Source organism: Bacillus sp. KICET-3 (genome assembly GCF_033261025.1).
Classification (GTDB): domain Bacteria; phylum Bacillota; class Bacilli; order Bacillales; family Bacillaceae; genus Bacillus; species Bacillus sonorensis.
The window spans coordinates 4,416,176-4,442,662 of sequence record NZ_CP137345.1 but is presented as its reverse complement, the minus strand read 5'-3'; the positions used below and the strand labels follow the sequence as shown (position 1 = coordinate 4,442,662).

At 46.5% G+C, this 26,487-nt stretch carries 21 protein-coding genes and 3 riboswitches; of the genes, 12 read left to right on the top strand and 9 right to left on the bottom strand.

The genetic code is table 11. The features are described from left to right. The first annotated feature begins 1 nt into the window (after window position 1). Both lacD and R5H20_RS22635 read left to right on the top strand, forming a co-directional pair. Window positions 2–991 carry a tagatose-bisphosphate aldolase gene (gene lacD, locus R5H20_RS22640; RefSeq protein WP_006639672.1) on the top strand — a complete coding sequence of 330 codons (990 nt, stop codon included), beginning with the start codon at window positions 2–4 and terminating at the stop codon, window positions 989–991. 252 nt (window positions 992–1,243) lie between these two features. Further along, window positions 1,244–1,993 (top strand): DeoR/GlpR family DNA-binding transcription regulator, encoded by a 750-nt coding sequence (locus tag R5H20_RS22635; RefSeq protein ID WP_006639671.1) that lies wholly within the window; start codon window positions 1,244–1,246, stop codon window positions 1,991–1,993. Window positions 1,994–2,337: 344 nt separating this feature from the next. On the opposite strand, the gene R5H20_RS22630 is transcribed toward R5H20_RS22635, so the two are convergent. Next, a complete protein-coding gene (locus tag R5H20_RS22630) occupies window positions 2,338–2,496 on the bottom strand; it encodes a hypothetical protein (protein ID WP_006639670.1) in 159 nt (52 codons plus the stop codon). A 186-nt stretch (window positions 2,497–2,682) separates the two neighbouring features. Then, window positions 2,683–2,788: riboswitch (TPP riboswitch) on the top strand. 107 nt (window positions 2,789–2,895) lie between these two features. On the opposite strand from R5H20_RS22630, the gene tenA reads away from it, so the two are divergent. From tenA to R5H20_RS22595, 7 genes are all read left to right on the top strand, one after another. Further along, entirely contained in the window at window positions 2,896–3,582 is a 687-nt protein-coding gene (gene tenA, locus R5H20_RS22625; protein ID WP_006639669.1) for a thiaminase II, read from the top strand. Continuing rightward, a complete protein-coding gene (locus R5H20_RS22620; RefSeq protein WP_006639668.1) occupies window positions 3,579–4,178 on the top strand; it encodes an ECF transporter S component in 600 nt (199 codons plus the stop codon). The genes tenA and R5H20_RS22620 overlap by 4 nt, the downstream gene beginning before the upstream one ends. Then, complete coding sequence (locus R5H20_RS22615) at window positions 4,153–5,742, top strand: ABC transporter ATP-binding protein (protein WP_006639667.1); 1,590 nt, start codon at window positions 4,153–4,155, stop codon at window positions 5,740–5,742. Before R5H20_RS22620 ends, R5H20_RS22615 begins: the two co-directional genes overlap by 26 nt. Beyond that, entirely contained in the window at window positions 5,739–6,476 is a 738-nt protein-coding gene (locus R5H20_RS22610) for an energy-coupling factor transporter transmembrane component T family protein (RefSeq protein WP_006639666.1), read from the top strand. The genes R5H20_RS22615 and R5H20_RS22610 overlap by 4 nt, the downstream gene beginning before the upstream one ends. Before the next feature lie 205 nt (window positions 6,477–6,681). Next, complete coding sequence (licT, locus tag R5H20_RS22605; protein WP_006639665.1) at window positions 6,682–7,515, top strand: BglG family transcription antiterminator LicT; 834 nt, start codon at window positions 6,682–6,684, stop codon at window positions 7,513–7,515. Window positions 7,516–7,815: 300 nt separating this feature from the next. Beyond that, window positions 7,816–9,648 carry a beta-glucoside-specific PTS transporter subunit IIABC gene (locus tag R5H20_RS22600; RefSeq protein WP_006639664.1) on the top strand — a complete coding sequence of 611 codons (1,833 nt, stop codon included), beginning with the start codon at window positions 7,816–7,818 and terminating at the stop codon, window positions 9,646–9,648. Window positions 9,649–9,661: 13 nt separating this feature from the next. Next, window positions 9,662–11,080: a glycoside hydrolase family 1 protein gene (locus tag R5H20_RS22595; RefSeq protein ID WP_006639663.1), complete on the top strand. Its 1,419-nt coding sequence runs from the start codon at window positions 9,662–9,664 to the stop codon at window positions 11,078–11,080. A 42-nt stretch (window positions 11,081–11,122) separates the two neighbouring features. On the opposite strand, the gene citH is transcribed toward R5H20_RS22595, so the two are convergent. Next, window positions 11,123–12,427 carry a citrate transporter CitH gene (gene citH, locus R5H20_RS22590; RefSeq protein WP_006639662.1) on the bottom strand — a complete coding sequence of 435 codons (1,305 nt, stop codon included), beginning with the start codon at window positions 12,425–12,427 and terminating at the stop codon, window positions 11,123–11,125. Window positions 12,428–12,873: 446 nt separating this feature from the next. Between citH and R5H20_RS22585 the strand changes: the two genes are divergently transcribed. Further along, the gene (locus R5H20_RS22585) at window positions 12,874–14,952 is read left to right on the top strand and encodes a catalase (protein ID WP_006639661.1); all 2,079 of its coding nucleotides are present in this window, start codon (window positions 12,874–12,876) and stop codon (window positions 14,950–14,952) included. Between the two features lie 41 nt (window positions 14,953–14,993). Here the strand turns inward: R5H20_RS22585 and R5H20_RS22580 are convergent, their stop codons facing one another. The 5 genes from R5H20_RS22580 to R5H20_RS22560 form a co-directional block, all read right to left on the bottom strand. Beyond that, on the bottom strand, window positions 14,994–16,190 hold the full coding sequence (locus R5H20_RS22580; protein ID WP_006639660.1) for a nucleoside transporter C-terminal domain-containing protein: 1,197 nt from the start codon (window positions 16,188–16,190) through the stop codon (window positions 14,994–14,996). A 129-nt stretch (window positions 16,191–16,319) separates the two neighbouring features. Beyond that, a riboswitch (purine riboswitch) is annotated at window positions 16,320–16,421 on the bottom strand. 104 nt (window positions 16,422–16,525) lie between these two features. Further along, complete coding sequence (gene galE / locus R5H20_RS22575; protein ID WP_006639659.1) at window positions 16,526–17,530, bottom strand: UDP-glucose 4-epimerase GalE; 1,005 nt, start codon at window positions 17,528–17,530, stop codon at window positions 16,526–16,528. A 30-nt stretch (window positions 17,531–17,560) separates the two neighbouring features. After that, complete coding sequence (locus R5H20_RS22570; protein WP_006639658.1) at window positions 17,561–18,559, bottom strand: glycosyltransferase family 2 protein; 999 nt, start codon at window positions 18,557–18,559, stop codon at window positions 17,561–17,563. Next, window positions 18,559–20,709, bottom strand: a complete 2,151-nt coding sequence (locus R5H20_RS22565) for a glycosyltransferase family 39 protein (RefSeq protein ID WP_006639657.1) — start codon at window positions 20,707–20,709, stop codon at window positions 18,559–18,561. Before R5H20_RS22565 ends, R5H20_RS22570 begins: the two co-directional genes overlap by 1 nt. 135 nt (window positions 20,710–20,844) lie before the next feature. Continuing rightward, complete coding sequence (locus R5H20_RS22560) at window positions 20,845–21,975, bottom strand: 5-methyltetrahydropteroyltriglutamate--homocysteine S-methyltransferase (RefSeq protein ID WP_006639656.1); 1,131 nt, start codon at window positions 21,973–21,975, stop codon at window positions 20,845–20,847. Between the two features lie 71 nt (window positions 21,976–22,046). Continuing rightward, window positions 22,047–22,158, bottom strand: a riboswitch (SAM riboswitch). 330 nt (window positions 22,159–22,488) lie between these two features. On the opposite strand from R5H20_RS22560, the gene R5H20_RS22555 reads away from it, so the two are divergent. After that, window positions 22,489–23,172: a DUF3298 and DUF4163 domain-containing protein gene (locus R5H20_RS22555; RefSeq protein ID WP_006639655.1), complete on the top strand. Its 684-nt coding sequence runs from the start codon at window positions 22,489–22,491 to the stop codon at window positions 23,170–23,172. Between the two features lie 98 nt (window positions 23,173–23,270). Here the strand turns inward: R5H20_RS22555 and R5H20_RS22550 are convergent, their stop codons facing one another. Next, the gene (locus R5H20_RS22550) at window positions 23,271–23,795 is read right to left on the bottom strand and encodes a chorismate--pyruvate lyase family protein (protein WP_087962543.1); all 525 of its coding nucleotides are present in this window, start codon (window positions 23,793–23,795) and stop codon (window positions 23,271–23,273) included. A 179-nt stretch (window positions 23,796–23,974) separates the two neighbouring features. Further along, entirely contained in the window at window positions 23,975–24,949 is a 975-nt protein-coding gene (locus R5H20_RS22545) for a LacI family DNA-binding transcriptional regulator (protein WP_006639653.1), read from the bottom strand. A gap of 234 nt (window positions 24,950–25,183) precedes the next feature. On the opposite strand from R5H20_RS22545, the gene R5H20_RS22540 reads away from it, so the two are divergent. Further along, a complete protein-coding gene (locus tag R5H20_RS22540) occupies window positions 25,184–26,482 on the top strand; it encodes an ABC transporter substrate-binding protein (RefSeq protein ID WP_006639652.1) in 1,299 nt (432 codons plus the stop codon). Window positions 26,483–26,487: the final 5 nt, after the last annotated feature.

Here is a 26,487-nt window from a genome sequence, read left to right as displayed (position 1 = left end):
TGTGGTAAAGATATCAAAGGGCAAACATGAAGGATTAAAAAAACTTTCTAATGAACATGGAATTATTGGCGCATTGGCAATTGACCAACGCGGATCGCTGCAAAAAATGATGGCTGCCTATAGCAAAAAAGATCTGGACCCATCCAGCTTGGAAAAGTTTAAATTGCTCGTTTCAAAAGAACTGACACCATATGTTTCTTCCATTCTGCTGGACCCGGAATTCGGCTGGCCGGCCGCTGAAAGCCGGGAAGCGAGTGCCGGTTTGCTTGTGGCTTATGAAAAAACAGGCTATGACGCGACGAACCGGGGACGCCTTCCGGACCTTCTTCCAAACTGGTCGGTTAAACGGTTGAAAGAAAAAGGAGCGGATGCCGTTAAATTGCTTCTTTACTACGATGTAGACGAATCCGCTGAAATTAATGGCCAAAAACATGCGTTTGTTGAACGCGTCGGTTCCGAATGTGCAGCAGAAGATGTACCGTTTTTCTTGGAGATTGTTTCTTACGATGCAAACAACAATGATGTAAATGGTGCAGATTATGCAAAAGTAAAACCGCATAAAGTCAATCAGGCAGTCCGCGAATTTATTAAACCGTATTATGCCGTAGACGTTTTGAAGGTGGAAGCACCTGTAAATATGAAATTTGTTGAAGGTTTCTCTAGCGGTAAGCCTGTTTATAGCCAAGCTGAAGCAAAGAGCTATTTTAAAGAGCAATCAGATGCATCGACTCTCCCGTTCATCTTTTTGAGCGCTGGTGTTTCTGCGGAGTTATTCCAAGAAACGCTTAAATTCGCCAAAGAAGCAGGTTCGGAATTTAATGGCGTTTTGTGCGGACGGGCCACATGGAAAAACGGTGTTGAGCCATTTGCTGAATCCGGCGAGGAAAAAGCGGCGGCATGGCTTAGAACGACAGGCCGCCAAAATATTGTCAACCTGAATAAAGTATTAAGAGAAACAGCGACGCCTTGGTGGTCCCGAGTCTCAGTTTAAGATTGGGAAAATGAGTGCAACATAGTGATCGGTAAAAGCACATGAACCTCTGCAGGGGATATGTGCTTTTTAATTATTTAATATGCCTAATGGGAAAACATATTCATTTGGTGAAACAAACGATTTTAAAGGAGCTGCCAAGAGCTAACAAGCAAGCGTTAGACCTAATGCTTCGAGCGATTCCCATAGGTTGACATTGCTAAATAATTTATGTACATTGCAAGTAATAAAGTCAGTAATGAAGGAGTCAAAATGATTAAAGAAGAGAGATATCGGGCCATTCTTTCAATGCTGGATAAAAATCAGACAGTGGAAGTTGCAGAACTGGCAAAACAACTTGATGTAACAGAAATGACCATCCGCAGAGATTTGCAAGCGTTGGAAAACGAAGGGCTGCTCGTCCGTGTTCACGGCGGCGCCAAAAAAAGAGATTCCCATTACATAGAATTATCGCATCATCAAAAACGAGACATTAATGTTGAATTGAAAAAACATATCGGCAAGATTTGTGCGGATATGATCTCTGATTATGATACCGTTTTTATCGGTTCTGGTACGACCAGTGATTTTATCTTTGATTATTTGGGTGATAAGCATGTGAATGTTGTAACGAATTCGATCAATGTGTTCCAACGTGTTCAAAACATGCCGAACATCGATATTATTTTAACTGGCGGTCGTTATCGAAAAAAAACCGGAACTTTTTATGGGTACTTTGCGAACAGATTATTAACTGATATTAAAGTAAAAAAGGCTTTTATTGGTACGAATGGGATTTCCGGTACAAATATAACCACAGCTAATGAAGAGGAAGGCTATGGTTTGCAAATCGTGCTAAATAATGCAATTGAACGTTATATCCTTGCTGATAGTACGAAATTTACCATAGAGGCCTTTTTTACCTTTTATGATGTGAAAGACATAACAGGCATTATTACTGACAATCATATTAATCCGCATGTAGAGGCGTATTATAGCAAATATGCCAAAATGATAAAATGAATCCGAACAGATGATCATCATCTTTTTGCTCAGGAGCATGGAAAACTCTCTTCCTCATCATCGGAGCCGCCCTTTTTTAACAGTTTTCTTCCGCAGAGCGAGAGATAAGGTTGCGAACATTGAAGATGGCGGCTGTTTCACGGATAGATTACCTCTAGGCTATTGTTGCAGCATCCCTCCGAGATATTGATATCTACGAATCTATACATGAATGGCGCATGGCAAGACACCGTCGCATGAATCCCTTCAACATTCAAATTTAGCGGTAAAAAACTGCACTCCCGCTTAGAAGGTCTCTAACGATTGGAGTGCAGTTCGATTTAACACTCAGATTGGAGCGGCATTTAACAGTTGGTATCATTGGAAGGGGCAGTCAAAGGATGTTCCCGAAGTACAACCAGTTTCTGATGAGCTTTGCCGCTTTTCTTTGCCGGGCGGTTGTCTTTGCTGAAAGAGTAGAACAAATACACAGCCAGTGTCAAAATCAAGATAAACATCATCATATCGATCCCCTCCAAATAAAATTTGTTTTCTATATATTAGACGGATAAGCGCCCAAAAGGTTTCAGAAAATTTATAATTTTTATACAAAAATCACAAACTTCTTTAAAACTTCATGTGCCCAGGCTTAAAGAAAGCAAGGTTGACATGAGGTTCATTGATGTGTAGAGTAAAAGTTAATGTAATAGGAAGTCCACTAGGGGAGCCATAAAGCTGGCTGAGACAAGAGGTGATCTTGGACCCTTCGAACCTGATCTAGTTCATACTAGCGTAGGGAAGTGGAGTCGGTTTCTTTATGAGTTCATCATGCAAGCCGCTCCATTTTGGGGCGGCTTTTTTGTATAAGAGGCCGCTTTCCCCCCTTGTGCCTTCCCCTATCAGAATGAAGGAGGCTATCGATAATGAGTTTTTCAGCAGAACTTCGCCGTGAGGCAGATCCTATCTTTGAAGCAATTTTTCAGCATCCTTTCGTAAAAGGCCTGGCGTCAGGCGATCTGAAAAAGGAGCAGCTGATCCATTATGTTAAACAGGATTTTGAGTATTTGAATTCCTTTGTTCAAATCTATGGAATCGCGATTTCCAAATGCCAAAACCGCGAAGACATGGAGCTGTTCCATCAGCAGATTTCTTTTGTATTGAACAGCGAGGTGCATCCTCACAACAATCTTTGCCGGGTTGCAGGCGTGGCATATGAAGAGCTGCAAGGCTATCCCCTTGCACCATCGGCCCATCATTATATCCGTCATATGCTGACGGCGGCGCACGAAGGCACGCTCGGAGACATTTTAGCCGTTTTGCTTCCGTGTCCGTGGACATATTGGGAAATCGGCAAAAAGTTGCTGAAAGAGGTGCAGCCTGATCCGTCGCATCCATTTTATGACTGGATCCATTTTTACGGAGACAGAACCGATTCAATCACGACGGCATTTTGCGCCCGTTTGGATGAATGGGCGAAAGAGGCCCGCCAGACAGAAAAAGAGAACATGAAGGAGCTCTTTTTGTTAAGCTGCCAGCTCGAATATCAGTTTTGGGAGATGGCCTATACAGTTGAAGACTGGCCGGTTGAAATGGAGTCGGTGAGACGATGAACTGGAATATAAAAGAAGTGGTGATGACGGTTATATTGTCGGTCGCTTGCGGTGTCATTTATTTAGGCTGGTCTACGCTGTGGATTCCGGTCTCGGCGATTGTCGGGCCTGTGGGGGCAAACTTTATGTTTGGCATATGGGTGATTGCCAGCCCGATCGTTGCCTATATCATCCGCAAACCGGGAGCGGCGCTGATTGCCGAGACGGCAGCGGCGTCGGTTGAACTGCTGACAGGCAGCCATTTCGGGTTATCGGCGTTGTTAATCGGCGTGTTTCAGGGGGCCGGGGCGGAAATCGCTTTTGCCATCTTTCGCTATAAGCGCTATAACTTGTTTACACTCATGCTTTCCGGAGCGCTCGCGGCGTGTGGCAGCATGGCTTACAGTCTGATGGCAAACGGTTTTGGCTACTACACCACGCAAACGCTGATTCTCACATTTGTCATTCAAGTCATCAGCGGAATGATCCTGGGCGGCTGGCTTGCCAAAGCGGTGGTCGGGGCGCTTGCGAAAACAGGAGTTCTTGACCAGTATGACATGATGAAGGAACATCGGAAAAAGGATGAATCAAATGAATTCATATCTAGGATGCAGTAATCTTTCCGTACGCTTTTACCACCGTTCAGAAACGATCTTGGACCGTGTGAGCTTATCGATTGATAAAGGGGAGAAAGTGTTGATTCTCGGGCCGAGCGGAAGCGGAAAATCAACGTTGATTTCGGCGCTTTCCGGCATTATTCCCGATCACATTGAAGCTGAAGTCAGCGGCGAGGTAAATCGCAGGAAGAGTACGGGCGTGATGTTTCAGGATCCGGATTCGCAGTTTTGCATGCTTCATGTCGATGAAGAAATTGCCTTCAGTCTTGAGAACCGCTGTATTCCCCGCGAGGAAATGGATCAGATGATCTCCTCATTCATGGAGCAGGTCGGGCTGAATATCGACAAGAAAACACCGATTGAGGCATTGTCAGGCGGCATGAAGCAGCGGCTTGCTCTAGCTTGCCTTTTGGCGCTTGAACCGGAGGTGCTGTTTTTTGACGAGCCGACTGCACAGCTTGATCCGGCAAGCCGGAAAGACATATTTGCCCTATTGAAAGACGTCTCTGAAACAACCGGGCAGACGATGGTGTTTGTCGAGCATGTATTGGACGGCTGCATCGAATGGATGGACCGCGTCATCCTTTTAAGCGAAAACGGCCGAATCATCGGTGATGGAATACCGGAGGATATCCTCCGGCGTTTTCAGCGGCAAATGAAAGAGGCCGGCATTTGGCAGCCGAAGCTTTATCCGGCGGTATGGGAAGAAGTCGTTGAAGATGAGAACCACCCGCTTGCCGCCAAGTTCTCTGCCAAACTGAAAATAAAAGAGCTGTCGGAAAAAAACGGGACCCCGGACAGCGGGCCGTTGATCCGCACTGAAGATGCCGCGATCGGCTATCGCAAAAAAACCGTCGCAGACGGCATCAATCTTCAGATTCAAAAAGGCGCGTGGGTATCAGTCATCGGAAAGAACGGCAGCGGAAAAAGCACTTTTCTAAAAAGCTTGATTCGCTTAGAAGCCGTGAAAAAAGGCCGGATTTATGTGGAGGACCGCGAGCTGAAAAAATGGTCTGACAAGGCGCTGTATGACAAAGCGGGCTTTGTTTTTCAAAATCCGGAACTTCAATTTATTCAGGATACGGTCTTTGAGGAAATCGCGTTCGGCGCGAGACAGAGACATTGGCCGGAAGAACAAATCAAGAGAAAAACGTCGGAGCTGCTAACTGAATTTGGCCTTGCCTCCCACGCCAAGGTCCACCCTTTTACATTAAGCCTCGGGCAGAAACGGCGCCTGAGCGTGGCGACGATGCTTTTGTTTGATCAGGATGTGCTTTTGCTGGATGAACCGACATTCGGCCAGGATCAAAAAACCGCCGGTGAGCTGATCAAACGGTTAAAAGAGCGGCAGGAACGGGGGACGACCATCATCATGGTTACCCATGATATGGATATTGTTGATCAGCATTCTGATCAGGTCATCGTGTTTCATCATGGAAAAGCAGCATATCAAGGAACGCCGTACCGGTTATTTTCCGATGAACGCCTTGTCCGGCAGTTCTCCATCATTCCGCCGCTTCACTATGAGCTGATGCATGCCAGAAAAAAGAAGGTGCTTGTATGAAAAGCAATCATTCATACCTTTCAACATTGAATCCCGCCGGAAAGCTCTTTACCCATCTCTTGGTCATGTGTATGTTAATGGCTGTATCAAATCCGGAAGCGACCTTTTTCATTTGGCTCCTCGCGGTTTTTATCGGAATCGTGTTCGGCGGCTGGACACTAGCATATCTGCTGAAGCGTCTTTTGCCTTATTTTATTTTTTTCATTCTCGTATGTTGGATGATGGCCGCTTTTGGGAAAGGCGAGGAAACGCTTTGGGAATGGGCCTGGTTTCACGTGACGACAGAGAGTCTGACAAATGGGCTGACCATCGCTTTGCGGATGCTGGGATTTGTCACTTACGGGCTTCTGTTTACATCCACTACAGATTTAACAAAGTTCATCATGAGCTTGATCCATCAATGCAGGCTGTCGCCAAAATGGGCGTATGGACTGTTGGCCGGCTTCCGGTTTGTTCCGCTGTTTCAATCGGAGCTTTCGCAGATGAAAGCTGCGCATAAAATCAGGGGCTACAAACAAAAAAACAGCTGGAAGGCCTTTATCCGATATTCTTTGCCGTTATTTTCGCAAGGCATCCGCAAATCCGAAAGAATAGCGATTGCCATGGAAGCGCGCGGTTTCACAGGTACAAGGAACCGGACGTATTATCAAACGACCCGGCTTGAAGTAAAAGATATCATATATGGATTCGCATTGCTTATCGCTGTGCTGGGAATCCTGGCCGCGTCATCATAACTTTGTTTGTGGAATAAATATACATTTATAAGAGCCGCTCACGGCTCTTTTTTAGTATTTTGGACAAATGGAAGAATAGAAAAGTCTGGAACAATTGACTTAAATATATTGACCCGGACAAAAAAGGTTGTACAATCAATGTGTAACCTATGAAAAAAGAAATATATATCATTCCCTTATTTTAAAAAATCGGAGGGTGCGACGGGTGAAAATAGCCAAGGTGATCAACAATAATGTGATCAGTGTTTTAAACGAACGGGGTCAGGAACTAGTGGTCATGGGCAGGGGAATCGCTTTTCAGAAAAAGCCGGGCGAAATGGTCGATGAATCAAGGATTGAAAAAATTTTCAGGCTCGATAATAAAGACATCTCCGACAGATTTAAAACGCTTTTGGATGAAATACCGATCGAATTTATGGAGGTATCTGAGGAAATTATCAGCTTTGCGAAAATGCGGCTTGGAAAAAAGCTGAATGAAAGCATTTATGTGTCGCTGACCGATCATATCCATTTTGCCATTGAAAGGCATAAAAAGGGCTTGGATATCAAAAACGCGTTGCTTTGGGAAACGAAACGCCTTTACAGAGATGAGTATTCCATCGGCAAAGAGGCGCTTGACATGATTAAACATAAAACGGGTGTTGAGCTGCCGGAAGATGAAGCCGCTTTTATCGCGCTTCATATCGTAAACGCCGAGCTGAATGAAGAAATGCCGAACATCGTCAATATCACAAAAGTGATGCAGGAGATCTTGAATCTCGTGAAATACCACTTTCATATCGATTTTGACGAAGAGTCGCTCCATTATTACCGGTTTATTACGCATTTGAAATTTTTCGCGCAGCGGCTGTTCAGCGGGGCCTATATGGAAAGCAAGGATGACTTTCTATTTGATACCGTCAAAAATAAGTACCGGGAAGCCTATGGATGTACAAATAAAATCAGGCAGTACATTCAAAAGGAGTACGGCCAGGAGCTGACAAGCGAAGAACTGCTGTACTTGACCATTCATATTGAAAGGGTTGTTCACCAAACATGAACGTCATATTCAAAAAATGAAAGCGTTGACAATTGGTTGAATGTATGCTAATTTGAATATAAACAACACCACCATTTATTTTAGGATTGTTACTGATGATGCAGGCAAAACCTAAATTGCTATGGAACGGAGCAAGTCTCTTTTCATAGTGATTTGGGTTTTTTATTTTCATACGCTCATTGTTTGGATTGTTACTGTTCGGCAGGCAAAACCTAAACTAAGCCTTTCCATAGGTCTTAGTTTAGGTTTTTTATTTTTCTATAGATACATAGGTTCCAATGGGATGGGGGATGAACACGGATGGATTTTCAGTCATTAGCCAACAACATTTTGACTCATATCGGAGGGGAAAACAATATCGTTTCTTTCGTCCATTGTGCAACAAGGCTGCGCTTTCAGCTGAAGGACCGCACAAAGGCGGACAAGGAAGCGCTTGAAGAGATCGACGGGGTGGTGACGGTTGTCGAGAGCGGAGGGCAGTTCCAAGTGGTGATCGGCAACCACGTCCCCGAAGTCTATAAAGAGATAGTCCGCATAACCAATGGCCGGGAAGACTCGGCGCCCGGCGGGAGCCGGCAAGAAAAAGGGAATCTGGCCGGGAGACTGGTCGATATTGTATCGAGCATCTTCACGCCGCTGCTCGGCGTCATGGCGGGAGCGGGGATTTTAAAAGGATTGCTTTTGATATGCACAAACACCGGCTGGCTCAATGCCAAAGAGACGACATATACGATTTTATACGCGGCGGCCGATAGTTTATTTTACTTTCTGCCTTTATTATTAGCCGTCACAGCCGCGAAGAAATTCGGAGCGAACATCTTTGTGGCCCTTACGATCGCAGGGGCGCTGATTTACCCGACGATCATTGAATTGAAAAACAGCGGCGCAGACACGTCATTTTTCGGCATCCCTGTTGTCTTGATGAATTATACGTCAACCGTCATACCAATCATTCTTGCCGTATTCGTACTGAGCTATCTCGAAACATTTTGTATGCGCTTCATTCATGAGAGTGTCAAAAACTTTATCACCCCTTTAATCGGGTTAGTGGTGATGGTCCCGTTAACACTGATCGTCTTCGGACCGCTCGGGGTTTATACCGGAAACGGCATCGCGGCGGCGATCCTGTCGATTTTTGATGTCAGTCCGATTGTGGCGGGGGCGGTCATTGCGGCGTTGTGGCAAATCCTTGTCATCTTCGGGATTCATTGGGGTATTGTCCCGGTCATTCTCAACAATATTGCCGTCCATGGAAAAGATTATATTAAACCGGCGACGGCGGCTGCCGTTTTTGCCCAAACAGGGGCCGCCTTTGGCGTGATGCTGAAGACGAAAAACAAGAAGCTGAAGGCCTTGGCGGGATCGGCCGCGGTGACGGGAATATTCGGGATCACAGAACCGGCTGTTTACGGAGTGACCCTCAGGCTCAAAAAGCCGTTTGTATGCGGTGTCATCAGCGCGGCGGCGGGCGGAGCCATTATCGGCTATTCCCACAGCATCGCGATCGCCTCGGGCGCACCGGGCCTGCTGACCATTCCGATTTTTTACGGGCCGGGTTTTCTCGGGTTTATCATCGGAATTTCCGTCTCTTTCGTATTATCGATTGTGCTTACGTACATCATCGGCTTCGATGATCCGGTCGATGAGAAACAGATGCAGACGGAGATAAGCTCCGGAGAGCAGATATACAGCCCGTTGCAAGGAGATGTGCTTCCATTGTCTGAGGTATCTGATAAAGTCTTTTCATCTGAAGCGCTCGGCAAAGGCATCGCGGTCCTGCCGACAAAAGGCGTTGTCACAGCTCCGGCGGACGGCGTTGTCTCAACGGCATTTCCGACGGGGCATGCGTATGGCATTACAACTGAACATCAAGCCGACATCCTCATTCATATCGGGGTGGACACCGTAAAATTGGAAGGGAAGCATTTTGATCGAAAAGTGGTGCAAGGGCAAACCGTGAAACGGGGTGATATTCTCGCAGAATTTGATATAGAAGCTTTGAAAACAGAAGGATTTGACGTGAAAACGCCTATCGTCGTGACGAATTCAGACCTGTACAGCGGTGTGATTCTGACCGATCAAAAACAGGTCAATCCGGAGGACTGCATCATCACATTACGATCATCAAAATAGGGAGGAATAGATCATGAAATATAACACGCCGGCCAAATTTCCTGAAGGATTTTTATGGGGGGCATCGACTTCCGCGTATCAGGTAGAAGGCGCCTGGAATGAAGATGGGAAAGGACCGTCTGTTATTGATGCCCGCGAAAGCTATCCTGAAGGAACGACTGATTTTAAAGTTGCCAGCGATCATTATCATCGCTATAAAGAGGACATCGCACTGTTTGCGGAAATGGGGTTTAAAGCTTACCGTTTTTCAATCGCCTGGACACGGATCATTCCGGATGGCGACGGTGACATCAATCTGAAGGGGATTCAATTTTACAGCGATCTGATCGATGAGCTCCTCGCCAATCATATTGAACCGATTGTGACGATGTACCATTTCGACCTGCCGCACGCCTTGCAGAAAAAAGGCGGCTGGTCAAACAGGGCAACGATTGACGCCTTTGAAACATATGCGAAAATCCTGTTTGAAAACTACGGAGACCGCGTGAAATACTGGTTGACCATCAATGAACAAAACATGATGATCCTTCATGGCGCTGCGCTGGGAACGCTTGACCCGAATCTGGAAAATCCGAAAAAAGAGCTGTACCAGCAAAACCACCACATGCTGGTCGCCCAGGCGAAGGCGATCAATCTGTGCCATCAGCTGCTGCCGCAAGCCAAAATCGGGCCGGCGCCCAATATCGCTTTGATTTATCCCGCTTCATCCAAACCGGAGGATGTTGTAGCAGCTTTCAACTACAATGCGATCCGCAACTGGCTTTATTTAGATATGGCCGTCTATGGACGCTATAATACGACCGCATGGGCATATATGAAAGAAAAAGGCTGTACACCGGTCATCGCCGATGGAGACATGGAGATGTTGCGCTCGGCCAAGCCCGACTTTATCGCGTTCAATTACTATACATCGCAAACGGCTGAAGCAAGCAAAAATGATGGACACGATACGGCCGCCCGCGGCGGGGATCAGCATTTGCAGACGGGTGAGGAAGGCGTATACAGGGGAAGCAGCAACCCTCATCTGCAGAAAAATGATTTCGGCTGGGAGATTGATCCTGTGGGCTTCCGCTCCACATTGAGAGAAATCTACGACCGCTACCAGCTGCCGCTGATCGTCACCGAAAACGGCCTCGGAGCGTTTGATCAGCTTGAAGACGGAGATGTCATCAATGATGATTACCGGATCGACTATTTAAAACAGCATATTGAGCAAATTCAATTGGCGTTGACGGACGGCGTCGATGTTTTCGGCTATTCGCCATGGTCGGCGATCGATTTAATCTCGACACACCAAGGATGTTCAAAGCGCTACGGATTTATATATGTGAACCGGGATGAATTTGATTTGAAAGATTTGCGCAGAATCCGCAAAAAAAGCTTCTACTGGTATAAGCAACTGATTGCTTCAAACGGCGAAAACCTGGATTAAGACTCTAAAGCACCCCTTCTTATAAAAGGGGTGCTGTTATTGTTAAAGTGAGATGATGCCGATCAGTACCGCGGCAGCAGTCATCACGATGGTCGTGCCGATCGCCCATTTCAGCGTGAATTTTTGATGGTCGCCCAAAGTGACGCCCACCATTCCGACAAGAAGGTAGGTTGACGGAACAAGCGGACTAAGCAAATGAACGGGCTGCCCTAAAAGTGAAGCCCTGCCGATTTCAGCCGCATCGATGCCGTAATTAGACGCCGCCTCGGCGATAATCGGTAGAACGCCAAAGTAATAGGCGTCATTTGACATGAAGAAGGTAAACGGCATGCTGGTAATCGCCGTAATGACCGGCAAATGAGGCCCCATTGAATCGGGTATGAGTGAAACAAGGGAATTGGCCATGGCGTCAACCATTTTGGTTCCTGTCAGGATTCCCGTAAAAATCCCTGCCGCAAACACCATGGAAACAACGGCCAACGCATTGCCGGCGTGAGCGGAAACGCGGTCCTGCTGCTCTTTAAGCTTAGGGTAGTTGACCATTAAAGCGATGGCAAACGCAGTCATAAACAAAATCGGCAGCGGCAGGAGATTGGTGATTAAAGCAACCATCAAAAGCACGGTCAGCGAAAGGTTGAACCATAGCAGTGCCGGACGTTTAAATGACGGAGCTTCTGAGGCTGCCGAAGTTTCCGATGTTGTTTTGACAGAGGATTGATATTGAATGTCCAGAACGCCGAGTCTTTTGCGTTCCCTTTTGCCGAGAAAATAAGCGACGAAGACGACCCACAAAAATCCTAGCACCATAGCTGGAATCAAAGGTGTAAACACTTCCGATGTGTCAAGCTTAAGGGAAGTCAGCACGCGCGCGGTCGGACCGCCCCATGGAATAATGTTCATCACGCCTGAGCCGAGCATTGCGACCCCGGCCAAAATGAGCGGGTTCATTCCGAGCCGTTTGTAGAGCGGGAGCATGGCCGCAATCGTAATCATGTAAGTCGTTGTGCCATCGCCGTCCAATGAAATCGTCATCGTCAGAATCGCCGTCCCGACGACAATTTTTAACGGATCTCCTTTGACGAATTTCAATATTTGTTTAATAAACGGATCAAACAAGCCGGCGTCTATCATCACGCCAAAATAAAGAATGGCGAACAACAGCATGATTCCTGTCGGGGCAATATCCGTTATCCCCTTCAGCATCATGTCCCCGAGATCTTTGCCGAATCCGCCGATCAGCGCAAAAACAATCGGGACAAGGATCAAGGCGGTCAGAGCGGATACGCGGTTGGACATAATCAAGTACATAAAAACAATAATCATAATAAATCCTAAAATAGACAGCATAAACAGTTCCCCTCCACATGACATTGTAATAAAGTAAGCGCTTTCTTTTGGTCGTTTTTCCTAAAAAGCCCCGAATGCCGGGGCTGATTGGAAACCGGCAGATGTTATGAAAAAAACTTGTTCTAGGAAGAACTGTTTTTTCATTGATAAAGCTCCCAATCTACATGCAGTGCCCTCTAATCAGCTTATGCAGGCTGTTGAACCTGTTGACCGCCTATCTTCCTGCTAAGGCCGGCGGTCGTTCCCACGCCGCTGAGTTTTTTTAAAATTCAGGAAATCGTTTTCAAAAAAAGAAGAATCATTTTTCTGAATTGTTCGAACAATTAGTTATAATTCTACACAAATATAAACATCTGTCAATTGTTGTAGCTGCACCCCAGTTTAGGAAACTTCACAACAGGGTATATCATAAAACAGCACTCTATAAAAACGGGAGGGAGCTGTCCATGAGTAAAGATGAACGCCGCAAGGTCAATGAACACAGCAAGGATGAGCAGCTTGAACAATTCCGTACCGACAACCGCGGCAAAAAAATGACGACGAATCAAGGTGTGCGCGTGTCTGAGGATGAGCATTCATTAAAAGCGGGTGAACGCGGCCCCACACTGATGGAGGACTTTCACTTTAGGGAAAAAATGACCCATTTTGACCATGAACGAATTCCGGAGCGCGTCGTCCATGCGAGAGGGTTCGGCGTACATGGCTATTTTCAGGTTTACGAGCCGATGACTAAGTATACAAAAGCGAAATTTCTTCAGGACCCTTCTGTTAAAACGCCGGTTTTCGTTCGCTTTTCTACGGTTGCAGGTTCCAGGGGATCAGGTGACACCGTTCGGGATGTCAGAGGTTTTGCCACAAAATTTTATACAGAGGAAGGGAACTATGACCTCGTCGGAAATAACATCCCCGTTTTTTTCATTCAGGATGCGATCAAGTTTCCTGATTTGGTGCATGCTTTTAAACCGGAGCCTCACAATGAGATGCCCCAGGCGTCTACCGCCCATGATACGTTTTGGGATTTTGTCGCCAATAACGAAGAGACCGCTCATATGATCATGTGGGCGATGTCGGACAGAGCGATTCCGCGCAGCTATCGGATGATGGAGGGCTTTGGCGTTCATACTTTCAGGCTTGTAAATGAGCAAGGAAAAGCCCATTTTGTAAAGTTTCATTGGAAGCCGGTGCTTGGCGTTCATTCGCTCGTCTGGGACGAAGCCCAGAAAATAGCCGGCAAGGATCCGGATTTTCACCGCCGTGATCTATGGGAAGCGATTGAAAGAGGAGACGAAGCCGAATTTGAACTTGGTGTGCAGATGATTGATGAAGAGGATGAATTTAAATTTGATTTCGATATTCTCGATCCGACGAAATTATGGCCGGAGGAAATGATTCCCGTCCATATCATCGGCAAGATGACGTTAAATCGCAACCAGGATAACGTCTTTGCGGAAACTGAACAGGCGGCGTTTCACCCGGGCCATGTCGTCCCCGGCATCGATTTTACGAACGATCCGCTTCTTCAAGGCCGGCTTTTTTCATACACTGATACGCAGCTGATCCGATTAGGAGGCCCGAACTTTCATGAAATTCCGATCAACAGGCCGGTCTGTCCGTTTCACAACAACCAGTATGACGGCTATCACCGCATGACGATCAATACGGGTCCTGTCGCATATCATAAAAATTCGCTGCAGCAAAACGATCCCGCCCCTGCTTCAGAGGAGGAAGGCGGATATGTACATTATCAGGAGAAAGTCGAAGGCCGGAAAATTCGCCAGCGCAGCGACAGCTTTAAGGATCACTACTCTCAGGCGAAGCTCTTTTGGAACAGCATGTCGCCGGTCGAAAAAGAACATATTATATCAGCATTTCGATTTGAAGTCGGAAAGGTAAAAAGCAAAGATGTCCGCCGGCAGGTCGTCGAGATGTTCAACAGAGTTGATCACAAACTGGCCAAACAAATTGCCGCAGGTGTGGGGGTAAAACCCCCTGAAAAAGACGAAGGTGCAAAAGTAACGCTCAAATCCCCGGCATTAAGCCAGGAGAACACGATCAAGACGCCGTTGACAAGAACGGTTGCGATTTTGGCAGACACGGGGTTTGATGATGCAGAAGTCAGCCAAGTCATCAAAGCTTTCCGAAAAGCCGGGGTCATTCCGGACATCATCAGCACCGCTTTAGGGATGATCAAAGGTGATAACGGCAAAGAAATCGAAGCGGCCCATACATTGCAGACCGCAGATTCTGTCCTGTATGATGCTGTGTATATTCCGGGTGGAAAAGAAAGCATCGAACGGCTGAAGAAACAAAAAGCGGCTTTAGACTTCATCAATGAAGCTTTCAGCCATTATAAAGCGATCGGAGCCCTAAGTGAAGGGATTGACCTGCTGATGTCCGCGGCAGGAGCACATTCGGTCTCAGAGCCGGGCGTCATAACGGCCGCGAGCGGCAAAGCGATCGACGCATTCAGCAAAGAGCTGATTGAAGCGATCGGTGAGCATCGTCAATGGGAGAGGACCGTATAAAAAAGAGCAGGCGCAAAAGCCTGCTCTTTTTATCACACATATTACCACACAAACAATCCGACAATCGCCGCGCTCAACAGTGAGACGGCAATTCCGCTGACCAGCAGCTTCCAGACGTTTTTGCCGATAACCGCCGATTTTTCTTCTTCTTTAAATAAAGAGTTATATGTTCCGTAGATCATGCCGACGGTGCTGAAATTCGCAAAGGAAACTAAAAATGTCGTTGCGACTGCTGCTGTATGCGGCGAAAGCGCGTGCAGCTGCGTTTTTAAATCCATCATCGCCACAAATTCATTTGTGGCAAGCTTCATGCCCATCAGCTGTGCGACATACATCGTGTCATGCCCTGATAAACCGAGTAAGAACGCGAACGGGCTGAAGATGTAAGAAAAGATTTTTTGAATCGTCAACCCATGCATGATCAGTCCTAAAATGCCGTTTAAGCATGAAGTTAACGCGACATAGCCAATGACCATGGCCAAAATGACAATCACCATATTCATGCCGACCATCATGCTGTTGGAAATCGTAGAGAAGAAATCCTTCTTTTCTTCCTTCGGCGGCACGTAAATGATGTCCTCGTCTTTCTTCACTTCGACCGGGTTTAAAATGCTCGCCAGGATCAATGCGTTTAAACAGTTTAAAGGAATGGCCGTAAACACATATGTGGCCGGAACCATTGCCAAATAAGAGCCGATGATCGATCCGCTGATGCTGCTCATGCTCATGATGCCGAACGTCAATAGCCGGTTTGTTTTTAGCACGGACAATTGCTGACGAATGACGGCCAGCGCTTCCGTGTTGCCCAAAAACATCATTTGAATCGAAAAGAAACTTTCCAATTTAGGCAGCCGGGATACTTTTGAAATGACCCAGCCGATCTTATCGATCAGCCACGTAAGGATGCCGAAATAAGACAGAATGTCAAAGAATGTAACGACAAAAATGATCGGCAGCAAGGCGCTGAAGAAAAAGTCGACCGTCGGATTGCTCATCACGGACGGAAAAGCAAACGCGATGCCGTCTTTCGCGCAGTCTATCAGCCAAGAGAAGAATGAGGCAATGACGTTAATGACCGAGCCGCCAATCTTCGTCCCAAGCATAAACCATGTTACCAATAGTTCAAGCACAAAGAGAGAAAGAATTGGTCTCCACTTTACTTGCTTCTTTTGCGGGGAACATAAAAAAACCACGGACATGACGATGAAAATGCCTAAAATATTAATTAAAAAATACATGACCCCAACTCCCGGAATGTTTTTTGAAAATAAAAAAGCTCTTATTTTTCATAGATTCTGAGAAAACAGAAAGCATGAAAAATAAGAGCAGCCGCAAAATAGATATATCTATGCTATTTTCGATGTTCCAATCTATTCAAACTTTCTTGTAGTCTAGTGATTTACGGTTACTAGGTAGAAACAATCAGACCCTATTACTGATTATATACAAGAATGCTATTTTTTATTTTGACTGTATTTTATCCTGACAACCTATAAAAATCAACCTGAATTTATATTTTCAAAATAATAAATTATTTCAATTGAACAAAAAAGCCGCCTGCTGTCGGCGGCTTTTATCCCTGCTTCACTTTATAAGCCCCATACCCATAGAGGTTGTCGGAATTCCAGTTCCAGGCGTCGCGGATGATGGCAATCAGGCTGTTGTGTTTTGGCTTCCAGCCCAGCTCTTTCCTGGCTCTGACAGAAGAAGCGATCAACGTGTCAGGGGCTGTGCCGCTTCTTTCTGTGTAGCGTGTGTTGATCATGCTGATGCCTGTGACATATTGTGCGGCCTGTATGACTTGTTCGGCAGAATAGCCCTCGCCATAACCGATATTGTATGTCCGGCTTTCTTTCCCTTTTCGCAAATGGCTGACAGCAAGCGCATGGGCTTCCGCCAAATCCTGAACATGGACATAGTCGCGGATGTACGTCCCTTCTGCCGCAGCATGATTACTGCATGATAAAGATACAAAAGGTTTTTGTCCAAGAGCGGCGCGAAGAACATGTGAGATGAAATGCTGTTCGCTGTCACGGTCTTCACCGGCCTCTGCAAGAAGTATGCCTCCCACATTGAAGGAGCGAAGAATCACATATTTCAGTCCGTAAGCTTTTTCTGCTTCCATCAGCATGTTCTCCATCATCCATTTTGCTTTTCCATGGGGGTCGACAGGACGGGGCTCGGTTTCTTCCGTAATCGGGATGTCTTTAGCCTGACCGTAGACCGATGCACTTGATGCAAATACGATCTGGCTGACGCCGAATTCCTTCATGACGCCGAGAAGCGTTTCCATACCTGTGATGTTTTCATTAAAGGAAGCAAAAACGCTTTCCGGCTGTGAAGAAATCGGAGCAGCCGCAAAATGCATGACGGTTTCGATGGCCTCGTTTGCGAATACTTGTTTGAGAAAATGCCGGTCTCTGATGTCTCCCTGATAAAACACGGCTTTTGGGTGGACGGCCTCCGCATCCCCTGTCGCCAGAGAATCGACAACGACGACTTTTTCCTTTTTCTCAATTAATGTGTAAACGGCGTGGGAGCCGATATAGCCGGCTCCACCGACAACCAGTATGCTCATCGGAATCTCTCCTTTTGTATCTCCTGTTTGTTACATGATGTGCCGCTGCGGGGCAGCCGCTTGTCTTTGTTCTTCAAATCCGTATTTTCCGTCTATGATATAGAGCGGCCTGTCTTTTACTTCGTCGTAAATGCGTCCGATATACTCGCCCACCGCCCCAAGAATGATCAGGATGAATCCGCTGAACATGCATTGCAGAATAATCATCGATGACCATCCCGTGATGGTGCTGGTCGTGAACAGCTTCATACAGACGACGATAAAGGCGTATATAAAACCGATCGCTGAAAGCACAATTCCGGAGTAGCTTGCCAGTTTTAACGGCTGGAAGGAGAACGATGTAATCCCGTCCAGCGAAAGCTTAAGCATCTTTTTCAGCGGGTACTTCGTTTCGCCGGCGAGCCGTTCGTGGCGTTCATAGTACACGGCCGTCTGTTTGAATCCGAGCCAGCTGACGAGCCCGCGCACAAATGGATTTTTTTCTTTCAGCTTGTTCAGTTCATGGACGACTTTGCGGTCCATGAGCCGGAAATCTCCCGTATCTACCGGGATATCGACATCTGTGAGCCGCCTCAGTATCCGGTAGAACATGGAGGCTGTCTGCTTTTTGAAAAATGTTTCTCCTTCACGCTTCGTCCGAACCGCATAGACAACGTCATAGCCTTCCCGCCATTTTTCCGCCATGTCCAAAATCAGTTCAGGAGGGTCCTGGAGATCGGCGTCAATCACCACGATTGCCTTGCCGGCCGCATAGTCCGTACCGGCCGTAATCGCGATCTGATGGCCGAAGTTTCTTGAGAAATTAATGCACTTTACAGTTGGATCAGACTGAGCCAGCGACTTTAGCATATGAATGCTGTCGTCGCTGGAGCCGTCATTTACAAATATCAGCTCATACGTTTCACCTGTTGAATCCATGACGCTTTTCAGTCTCTCATAGGTGTTGTCGAGTACTTCCGCCTCATTGTAGACGGGGACTACAATTGAAAATGTGACTGGTTTGTTCATATTGATCACCTTTCCTTTCATCAATCTAGCTCCACTTTATAAAGGGTTTGATTTCCACCAGGTCCCCCCGATTGTGAACTGTCACCTGAAGAAGAGCTGCTGTACTCGCTTTTCTTAATCTCTGTGCCGTGTTTTTTAATCCAGTTGGTGATGTCTGAGTTGTCTTGGCCTCTGCCATTGCCAATCATGAAGTATTTAACCTCTCCGTTATTGACGAGCTTTTTGAGTTTGTCCACGGTCAGGATCGGATCGCTTCCGGAGAATCCGCCCATCGCCATAACCGCTTTTCCTGTTTTGATTATGTAAGAGGAAGCGGAATTCGCGTTAGAGACCGCGAACAAATATTTTTCCCCAGTATTGTGCTTCTCAAGGTAAGATAAGAGGTCTTTGTCGACTGATTCGCCGCTTCCAGGGCCGCCCCGGCTGCCGTTTGGTCTGCCTTGATCAGTCTTACTTGAGCTGCCTCCGTTCTGGTTTTGGCTGTTTTGATCAGAGCTGGAGTCAGTCGACCTATTATTCCCGCTGTTTGGCTGATTGCCTGTTTGGCCGTCTTGGCCTGTTGGGCTGCCAAATCCGGGAGGTCGGCTGCCATTGTTCATCTTGCCGCCGCCCCCGCCAAATGATTGCGCTGATTGAGGTCCTGCCTGCGGAATCATGCCGTTTACCCCGTCAGCGAGGGTTGCCGTTGTCCAGTAGAATGGACCGATCAGCATGCCGAGAAGTGCGGCAAGCGATACATAGTAGCTGAATGGCTTTCCTTTTTTGACAAAGAAGAGAAGACAGCTTGTAATGATTCCGAAAGCTCCGACCAGGATGATCCAAGTGATTCCGATGTCGCTGATATAAGGAATCAGAATATATAATTCAAATGCTGTTGCCAGCAAAATGCCGATTGGCAGCAGCCATTTTTTCCAGCCGCTTTCCTCTTGATAAAGGCGAACGAGCGCCGTCCAGCCCGTACCCGACAATGCGGCAATCGGTGCTGCCAGCATGATCAGATAGTAATGGTGGAAGAATCCGGCGACACTGAAGAATGCAGCGACCGGCAATAGCCACATCGTCCAGAAAATCGTTTCATTCGTTGTGTCATTGAATTTTCTTTGACCGCGAAGGCCTGTGATCAGTAAGGCGATAATCCCGAACAGTACAAACGGAATCAGCCAGCTTGCCTGACCTGAAAGCTCAGATTGGAACAATCTCAGCGGCCCCGGTGTGCCTGTGCCGAATGAGCCTGCACCGTTTCGGCCGCCTCCGGGACCGCCGCCGCTTGGCGGAGTCATCTGTCCGTTTGAGGAAGATGAACTGCTGCTAGCTGTGCTGCTTTGCTGCTCTTGGTTCGATTTCTTTTGTGTTTGATCGGAAGCCGCTTTGCCCCCGCCTGCTCCGGACTGTCCCGTCAGACGCTGGACTCCGTTGTAGCCGAAGGCGAGCTCCAGGACAGAGTTCGTCTGGCTGCTTCCGATATAAGGCCGCGAGCTTTCCGGCTGGCTGTCAACGACGACTGCCCATGATACGGAAACCGCCGCAAGAACGATGACCGATGTAATCAGAGACACAATTTTTTTGCGAATCGTCGTCTTTGCTGCAATCAGATAAAACAGCATAAATGCAGGTAACACCATGTATGCTTGCAGCATCTTGACGTTAAAGCCGACGCCGACCATGAAGAAGGATGCGAGCAGCCACGATATTTTTCCTGTGCGGACGGCTTTAAACAGCATCCATGTTGCAATCATCAAACAAAGGACGAGAATGCTGTCGACGTTGTTTGTGTGGCTGACAGCGACGGCAATCGGTGTACACGCCATAACGAGTGCGGAAATTCTTGCTGCCGTTTTTCCAAAAGTAGGTTTTACAATGAAGTAGAGCAGTGCTACGGAAATGACTTCCGCAATTCCTTCGGGAAGCACGACGCTCCAGCCGTGCACGCCGAACACAAGCGCGAAAAGCGTCTGTACCCATAGTGCGACCGGCGGTTTATCGACGGTTACAAAACCTCCCGGATCAAAAGAAGCGTAAAAGAAGTTGTGAAAGCTTTGCGTCATACTCGTAACGGCTGCTGTGTAGTAGGCGTTGTCTGTATCGCTGTTCCAGATGCCGTACAGGTTGAGCGCTGCGGATAATAAGAGAATGAGAACTAGGAATATATCAATTTTCCTTTTCTTTATCATGATTCGATCACCTCACTAACAAGCATTATAGAAGCCAAATATGATCAAACTATGAACAAATCAAGAAGGATTTTTAAAAGAAGACATAAAAAAAGCCATACCTGATATCAGGTATGGCTTGAAACATGTCCTTATTTATTTCCAAACGTCTTCGGCAATTTCGATCACATGACGCAGTTTTTCCCACTGCTGTTCTTCGGTCAGCAGGTTGCCCTCTTCCGTTGAAGCAAAGCCGCACTGCGGGCTTAAGCACAGCTGGTTCAGATCGGCATAGCGGGACGCCTCTTCAATGCGCCGCTTAATATCATCCGGGTTTTCAAGCTCGCCGAATTTAGATGTAATTAAACCGAGGACGATTTGCAGGTCTTTCCGTTTCACGAAGCGAAGCGGTTCGAAGCCGCCAGAGCGCTCGTCATCGAATTCAAGGAAGAGTCCGTCAAGGTTCAGTCCGTCGAAAATCGTTTCAGCCGCAGCGTCGTATCCGCCTTCTGCCACCCATGTTGACTGGAAGTTTCCGCGGCAAATATGCATTGTGACAGTCAAATCATCGGGACGTCCTTCGATTGCTTCGTTGATCGTATTGGCAAAGGATTGGCGCAGCTCATCAGGCTGGCGGCCGAACGCCTTGATTTGCTCATGTCCCTTTTCTGAGAAAAATACGGACCAGGCCGTATCATCAAGCTGCAAATAGCGGCAGCCGGCATCATAGAACGCGCGGATCGCTTTTTTGTAAGCCTGCGCCACATCGTGATGGAACTCATCAAGATCCTCATACGGACTTTCTTCCAGCTTTCCTCTGAAAAACAGCATATTCGGGCTCGGGATCGTCATTTTCGGCGTATGCGTCCCTGCAATACTATGAAGAAATTGATAATCTTCCAGCATCGGATGGTTTGTAAAGTCGACTTTGCTGGTTACTTTAATGCCGCGCGGTTTCGTTACGACATTGTGAAATTGAATTCCTTTGTCTGCTACAAAGCCTTCAACACCGTCAAGACCTTCGAGAAAATCGAAATGCCACCAGGAGCGGCGGAATTCGCCGTCCGTTACGGCTTTCAGGCCGATTTCTTTTTGTTTTTCGACAATGCGCTTGATCTCTTCGTTTTCGACTTCGCGCAATTGTTCCGCGGTAATTTCGCCGTTTGCTTTTTGCAGGCGCGCTTTTTTAACAGGCTCAGACCTGAGCAGGCTGCCCACCTGATCCGCCCTGAACGGTCCTATTTTTCTTCCTTGCGTTTGCTGCAATACATCGGTTGATTGTGACATGCTTCATCCCTCTTTCTTTATTAACATAAAAAAGCTCTTCCCGATAAGGAAGAGCTTGGTAGACAATCTCCTCCTTATCTTCAAGAGCACAGCCGTGCTCTTAAGGAATTAGCACCATTCTGTCAAAAAGACAGCGGTTGCCGGGTTTCACAGGGCCAGTCCCTCCACCACTCTTGATAAGGAAAACCTTTTTATGCGATTTTTATAATAATTTTAATATTAATACTTTTTGCGAAAATGTCAATGGGTTTTGATATTTATCGCTAAGAACGCGATTTATGCAAGTTCCTCAAGCTTATGTCCAGCCGTTTTGAAACAAACCCTGCCGAAATATCAGGAAGGTGATGAATGAACAATTGAGGAGGAATAATCGTTCGCAGATTCGGTTTCATTTTAATTAAGACCGAATTTTTTTATTGAAACGAAAACTTTTTCACGGGGCTGTCAGTCTTACATGTGTACCCGTTTTGAAAATGGGTAATATAACAATGAAACGAAAAAGGAGGCCATATGATGAACAGCAAACCGTTTTTCAAAGCAGCGGCGATCATGCTCTCAGGGCTATTAATGCTGATATTGTACAGCGGAGCGGCGATTCCTTCGGCTCAAGCGGCGAACGGGACAAAACCGGTGGTGACGAGCCATACATACAAAAACGTAAAGGAATTGAAGTACCCGCAGGTTAAAAACGTTGGCAGCAGATCTCTGCAAAACAAAATCAACAAAGACTTTAAAAACTATATTGACCAATCCTACAAAGACTATCTGAAAAACAAAAAAGACGGCCAACAGCACGGGTACCAAACGGCATACCAAACGTCTTTTGACGTCAAATATCTGACCGGCGAAAAGATCAGCATCCTGACGAAAAACTACGTGTACTCCGGCGGGGCGCACGGCAATACAGCCGTCCGCTCGTTCAACTACGATTTAAAATCAAAAAAACGCGTCTATCTGACAGACGTATTAAACAAAAAATCAAAAATCGATAAAACGAGAACATACATTTACAAATACATTCAAAAGCATCAGGACACGTTTTTCCCGGATGTGAAGAAAAAAGACATCGTCCTTCTTCAAAACACGGCATTCCACTTTACAAAAGACGGGATTGCGATCGTGTTCCAGCAATATGACGTCGCACCTTATGTCGCCGGAACCCCGGTTGTTGCCGTTCCGAAAACGGTGTATCAATAAATGACAGCCCCTGTTTCGCAGGGGTTTTTGTTTTGAGGAGAGAAGGAATGAGGAGTTTTTGGAAGCCCTTTCATAAAACGGTAACTGACGGGCATGATTCAGCCCGCTGTCAGTCTGCAGATTTTTTCTAAATCAAACAGTTCGGAGACGTGGAAGATGCACTGCTGTCCGCTGATGATCTGGTATCGCTTAAAAACGTATTCCCTGTCTGTTGAAACAGGCACAAGGTGTGTAAAGTGTTTGCCAAGGGACTTACCGGTGCTGAAGATTTCACGCCTTGACTCCAGTTCGGAAATGATTTTGCCGATGGGGAGCCGTTCTTCTTTCAGATATCGTTTAACGGCTGGCGGCAATGCATTTGTTTTGACATAGACATAATTAAATGACAAATAATCATCGCCCCGTTTCAATGAGGAGGTCCTGAATAAAATCTTATCATCAGGCTGAAACAGCTTTGCTTCCTCAGCGGACAGATGATCGTAATCGACATAGGCCTGCCGGAAAACTTCAATATCAACCTTGCCGCCTATCAATGTTTCGATTGCCTTGGTTGTTGAACCATCCGTTTTGGTCAGCATCTCTTTCACAAGGGAAGTAAGCGATTCAGGCAGAACTTTGCTCATTTCCAATTATGGCACCTCCACACAAAGATAGAATATTTTGAAAACTTGTACTATACATTATCACACAGAGGGTGGTTTGTCTAGAAATAAAAGTTAAAATTTATCTTATTTTTACAAAAGTCAGAGGGGGGTACAGGAGAGATGAAGGCTGCAAATCTCTCCGTAACATGATGCGAATATTAAGTGGTTTCACCTTCCAGAACCTTAACAGGCAAATAGGTTTCCAGCGGCAAATCATCGAATTCGCCTTCAATGGCTTTGGACAAAATCTCGATGGCCGTCTTGGAAATGAGTTCGATCGGCTGCTGGATGGTTGTCAATTCCGGGAGGATGGACTGAACCGCTTCCGTTCCGTCGTAGCCGATTACCTTTAATTGCCCGGGAATGTCTTTTCTGCGTTTTTTTGCTTCGGTGATGACTGTAGCTGCCATGAGGTCATCGCTGGCAAAAATGCCGTCAGCTGCAGGCTGTTCATCAAACAGTTTTGAGATGATTTCCCGGTAATTTTGATGAAAGGGAACTTCATATGTAATCGGCTGTCTCCCGTGTTGTCGCATCACATCTTCATATGCTTTTCTTCTAAGATTTGCCGGTGTTTTCAGCTCAATTGGTCCGTTGATATGGATGATGTGCCGGCAGCCTTTTGCAATTAACAGTTCTGTCGCTTTTCTTCCTCCGTCATAGTTATCGGAGCCGATGACGGGAATCGTTTCCGACAAGTAATGGTCGATGGCGACAATCGGCAGGTTTTGCCGATGATAATTTAAAATTCCCCTGTTGTAAGTCACGGCGATGACGCCGTCCACTTGATTTCGCATCAGCATTTCCAAGTATTTTTCTTCTTTGTCTTTGCGGTTTAAGCTGTTGCAAAGCAGCAGTTTGTAGCCCATGGCAGCGCAGATGCTCTCAATATGAAAGGCCAGTTCGCCGAAAAACGGGTTGCTGGAGTTAGGGATGATGAGCCCTATTAAATGAGTTCGTTTACGAAATAAAGAGCGGGCCAAATCGTTTGGAAAGTAATTGATTTCTTCCATCGCTTTATAGACTTTTTCTTTTGTTTTTTCACTAATATAGCCGCGGTTATTTAATACCCGCGATACGGTTGTTGGTGAAACTCCCGCTTTTTTTGCAACGTCGTGAATGCTAGGCTTCATTCCCTTTTCCCCCTGCTATTTTTACTGAAATGGCTTACAATTCTCGTCACGCACTTATTTTAGAGAATCGGGCCGATATGTGCAAGAAAATGCCACGATTATGAGAAATGTACCGGGATGAATAATTGGGGAAAAAATATGTCAACCGGTTGACATATGAAACCGGTTGACATACAATTCACTTGAAAGCGCTTTTATTTGTTGATTTATGAAAAATGGGGGGAAGTGACAAAGATGAAAAGGTGGCTCTTCGGAGTTTTTTCGTTGTTGCTGGTGTTTGCGATGTTGGGCTGCAGCAATAGCAAAGGTGCAAATGGCCAAGATGGGAAAACGCTTACGGTGTGGGTGCACGTATCTGATGATAGTGAAGAAGGAAAGGTCTATCAAAAGCGGGTGGACGCTTTTAATAAAAAGTATGCCTCTGAAAACGTCGAGGCCAAAATTGATTTCATCCCCAGAAGCGGAAACGGCGGCGGATATGAAGACAAAGTGAACGCGGCGCTGACAACGAACACCCTGCCGGATGTGATCACTTTGGATGGACCGAACACGGCGGCTTATGCGAAATCCGGCGTAATTGCGCCATTGGATGAGTATATCAAAGACCAGGATGATTTATTGCCGAGCATTAAGCAACAGGGAACCTACCAGGGGAAACTGTATGCGATCGGCGTCAGCGAATCATCGGTCGGTATTTACTATAACAAAAAAATGCTGAAGGACGCCGGCGTTGACTTGAAAACGCTGCCAACGGTTGAGAATCCATGGACGTGGGACGAATTCCTTGAGCTTTGCAAAAAGCTGAAAAATAAATATGACAAACCGGCCATCGATATGCAGTTGCAGTCAAAAGACGAAATGCTGACCTATGCGCTTTTGCCATTTGTTTGGTCGGCTGGCGGCGATGTCCTTTCAAAAGATGGCAAGAAAGCGGAGGGTGTTTTTAACGACAAACTGACCGTTGAAGCGATGACATTTATTCAAACAATGCTGAAAGAGGGTTATACGACCCGGACTCCAGTTAAGCAGGCGTTTGAAACGGAAAAATATCCGATGAAAATGAGCGGTGTCTGGACGGTAACCGACATGGAAACAAATTTTCCTAATGTCGATTATGGTGTGATGCCGTATCCTGTTTCGCCAAAAACAAAAAAGCTTGTGTCCCCTTCAGGAAGCTGGCAGTTCGCCATGACACAGACGTCTGAAAACAAGGAATGGGCGGCAAAATTGGTCAATTGGATGACAAACAAGGAATCCAACCTGGAATTGAGCCGTTCGATCGCCGCGCTGCCTGTGCGCTATTCATCAGAGAAAGTGCTGGCAAAAGAATTCTCAGCTGAAATGAATGTCTTCTTGCAGCAGCTGAAAGAAACGGGGCATGCACGACCGGTGACACCGGCATATCCACAGGTGACGCGCGCATTTCAGCAAGCAATCGATGACATCAGCTTCTTTGATCAGCATCAGGATATTCAATCGGTTCTGGATACGCGTGCAAAAGAAATGCAATCAGCCATCGATAAGGCAAACTAGAAGGT

Excerpts from the sequence above, each read along its gene's own strand:
- R5H20_RS22635 (WP_006639671.1), top strand. The coding sequence starts at position 1,244 with ATGATTAAAGAAGAGAGATATCGGGCCATTCTTTCAATGCTGGATAAA.
- R5H20_RS22630 (WP_006639670.1), bottom strand. The coding sequence starts at position 2,496 with ATGATGATGTTTATCTTGATTTTGACACTGGCTGTGTATTTGTTCTAC.
- tenA (WP_006639669.1), top strand. The coding sequence starts at position 2,896 with ATGAGTTTTTCAGCAGAACTTCGCCGTGAGGCAGATCCTATCTTTGAA.
- R5H20_RS22620 (WP_006639668.1), top strand. The coding sequence starts at position 3,579 with ATGAACTGGAATATAAAAGAAGTGGTGATGACGGTTATATTGTCGGTC.
- R5H20_RS22615 (WP_006639667.1), top strand. The coding sequence starts at position 4,153 with ATGAATTCATATCTAGGATGCAGTAATCTTTCCGTACGCTTTTACCAC.
- R5H20_RS22610 (WP_006639666.1), top strand. The coding sequence starts at position 5,739 with ATGAAAAGCAATCATTCATACCTTTCAACATTGAATCCCGCCGGAAAG.
- R5H20_RS22600 (WP_006639664.1), top strand. The coding sequence starts at position 7,816 with ATGGATTTTCAGTCATTAGCCAACAACATTTTGACTCATATCGGAGGG.
- R5H20_RS22595 (WP_006639663.1), top strand. The coding sequence starts at position 9,662 with ATGAAATATAACACGCCGGCCAAATTTCCTGAAGGATTTTTATGGGGG.
- citH (WP_006639662.1), bottom strand. The coding sequence starts at position 12,427 with ATGCTGTCTATTTTAGGATTTATTATGATTATTGTTTTTATGTACTTG.
- R5H20_RS22585 (WP_006639661.1), top strand. The coding sequence starts at position 12,874 with ATGAGTAAAGATGAACGCCGCAAGGTCAATGAACACAGCAAGGATGAG.
- R5H20_RS22580 (WP_006639660.1), bottom strand. The coding sequence starts at position 16,190 with ATGTATTTTTTAATTAATATTTTAGGCATTTTCATCGTCATGTCCGTG.
- galE (WP_006639659.1), bottom strand. The coding sequence starts at position 17,530 with ATGAGCATACTGGTTGTCGGTGGAGCCGGCTATATCGGCTCCCACGCC.
- R5H20_RS22570 (WP_006639658.1), bottom strand. The coding sequence starts at position 18,559 with ATGAAAGGAAAGGTGATCAATATGAACAAACCAGTCACATTTTCAATT.
- R5H20_RS22565 (WP_006639657.1), bottom strand. The coding sequence starts at position 20,709 with ATGATAAAGAAAAGGAAAATTGATATATTCCTAGTTCTCATTCTCTTA.
- R5H20_RS22560 (WP_006639656.1), bottom strand. The coding sequence starts at position 21,975 with ATGTCACAATCAACCGATGTATTGCAGCAAACGCAAGGAAGAAAAATA.
- R5H20_RS22555 (WP_006639655.1), top strand. The coding sequence starts at position 22,489 with ATGAACAGCAAACCGTTTTTCAAAGCAGCGGCGATCATGCTCTCAGGG.
- R5H20_RS22550 (WP_087962543.1), bottom strand. The coding sequence starts at position 23,795 with ATGAGCAAAGTTCTGCCTGAATCGCTTACTTCCCTTGTGAAAGAGATG.
- R5H20_RS22545 (WP_006639653.1), bottom strand. The coding sequence starts at position 24,949 with ATGAAGCCTAGCATTCACGACGTTGCAAAAAAAGCGGGAGTTTCACCA.
- R5H20_RS22540 (WP_006639652.1), top strand. The coding sequence starts at position 25,184 with ATGAAAAGGTGGCTCTTCGGAGTTTTTTCGTTGTTGCTGGTGTTTGCG.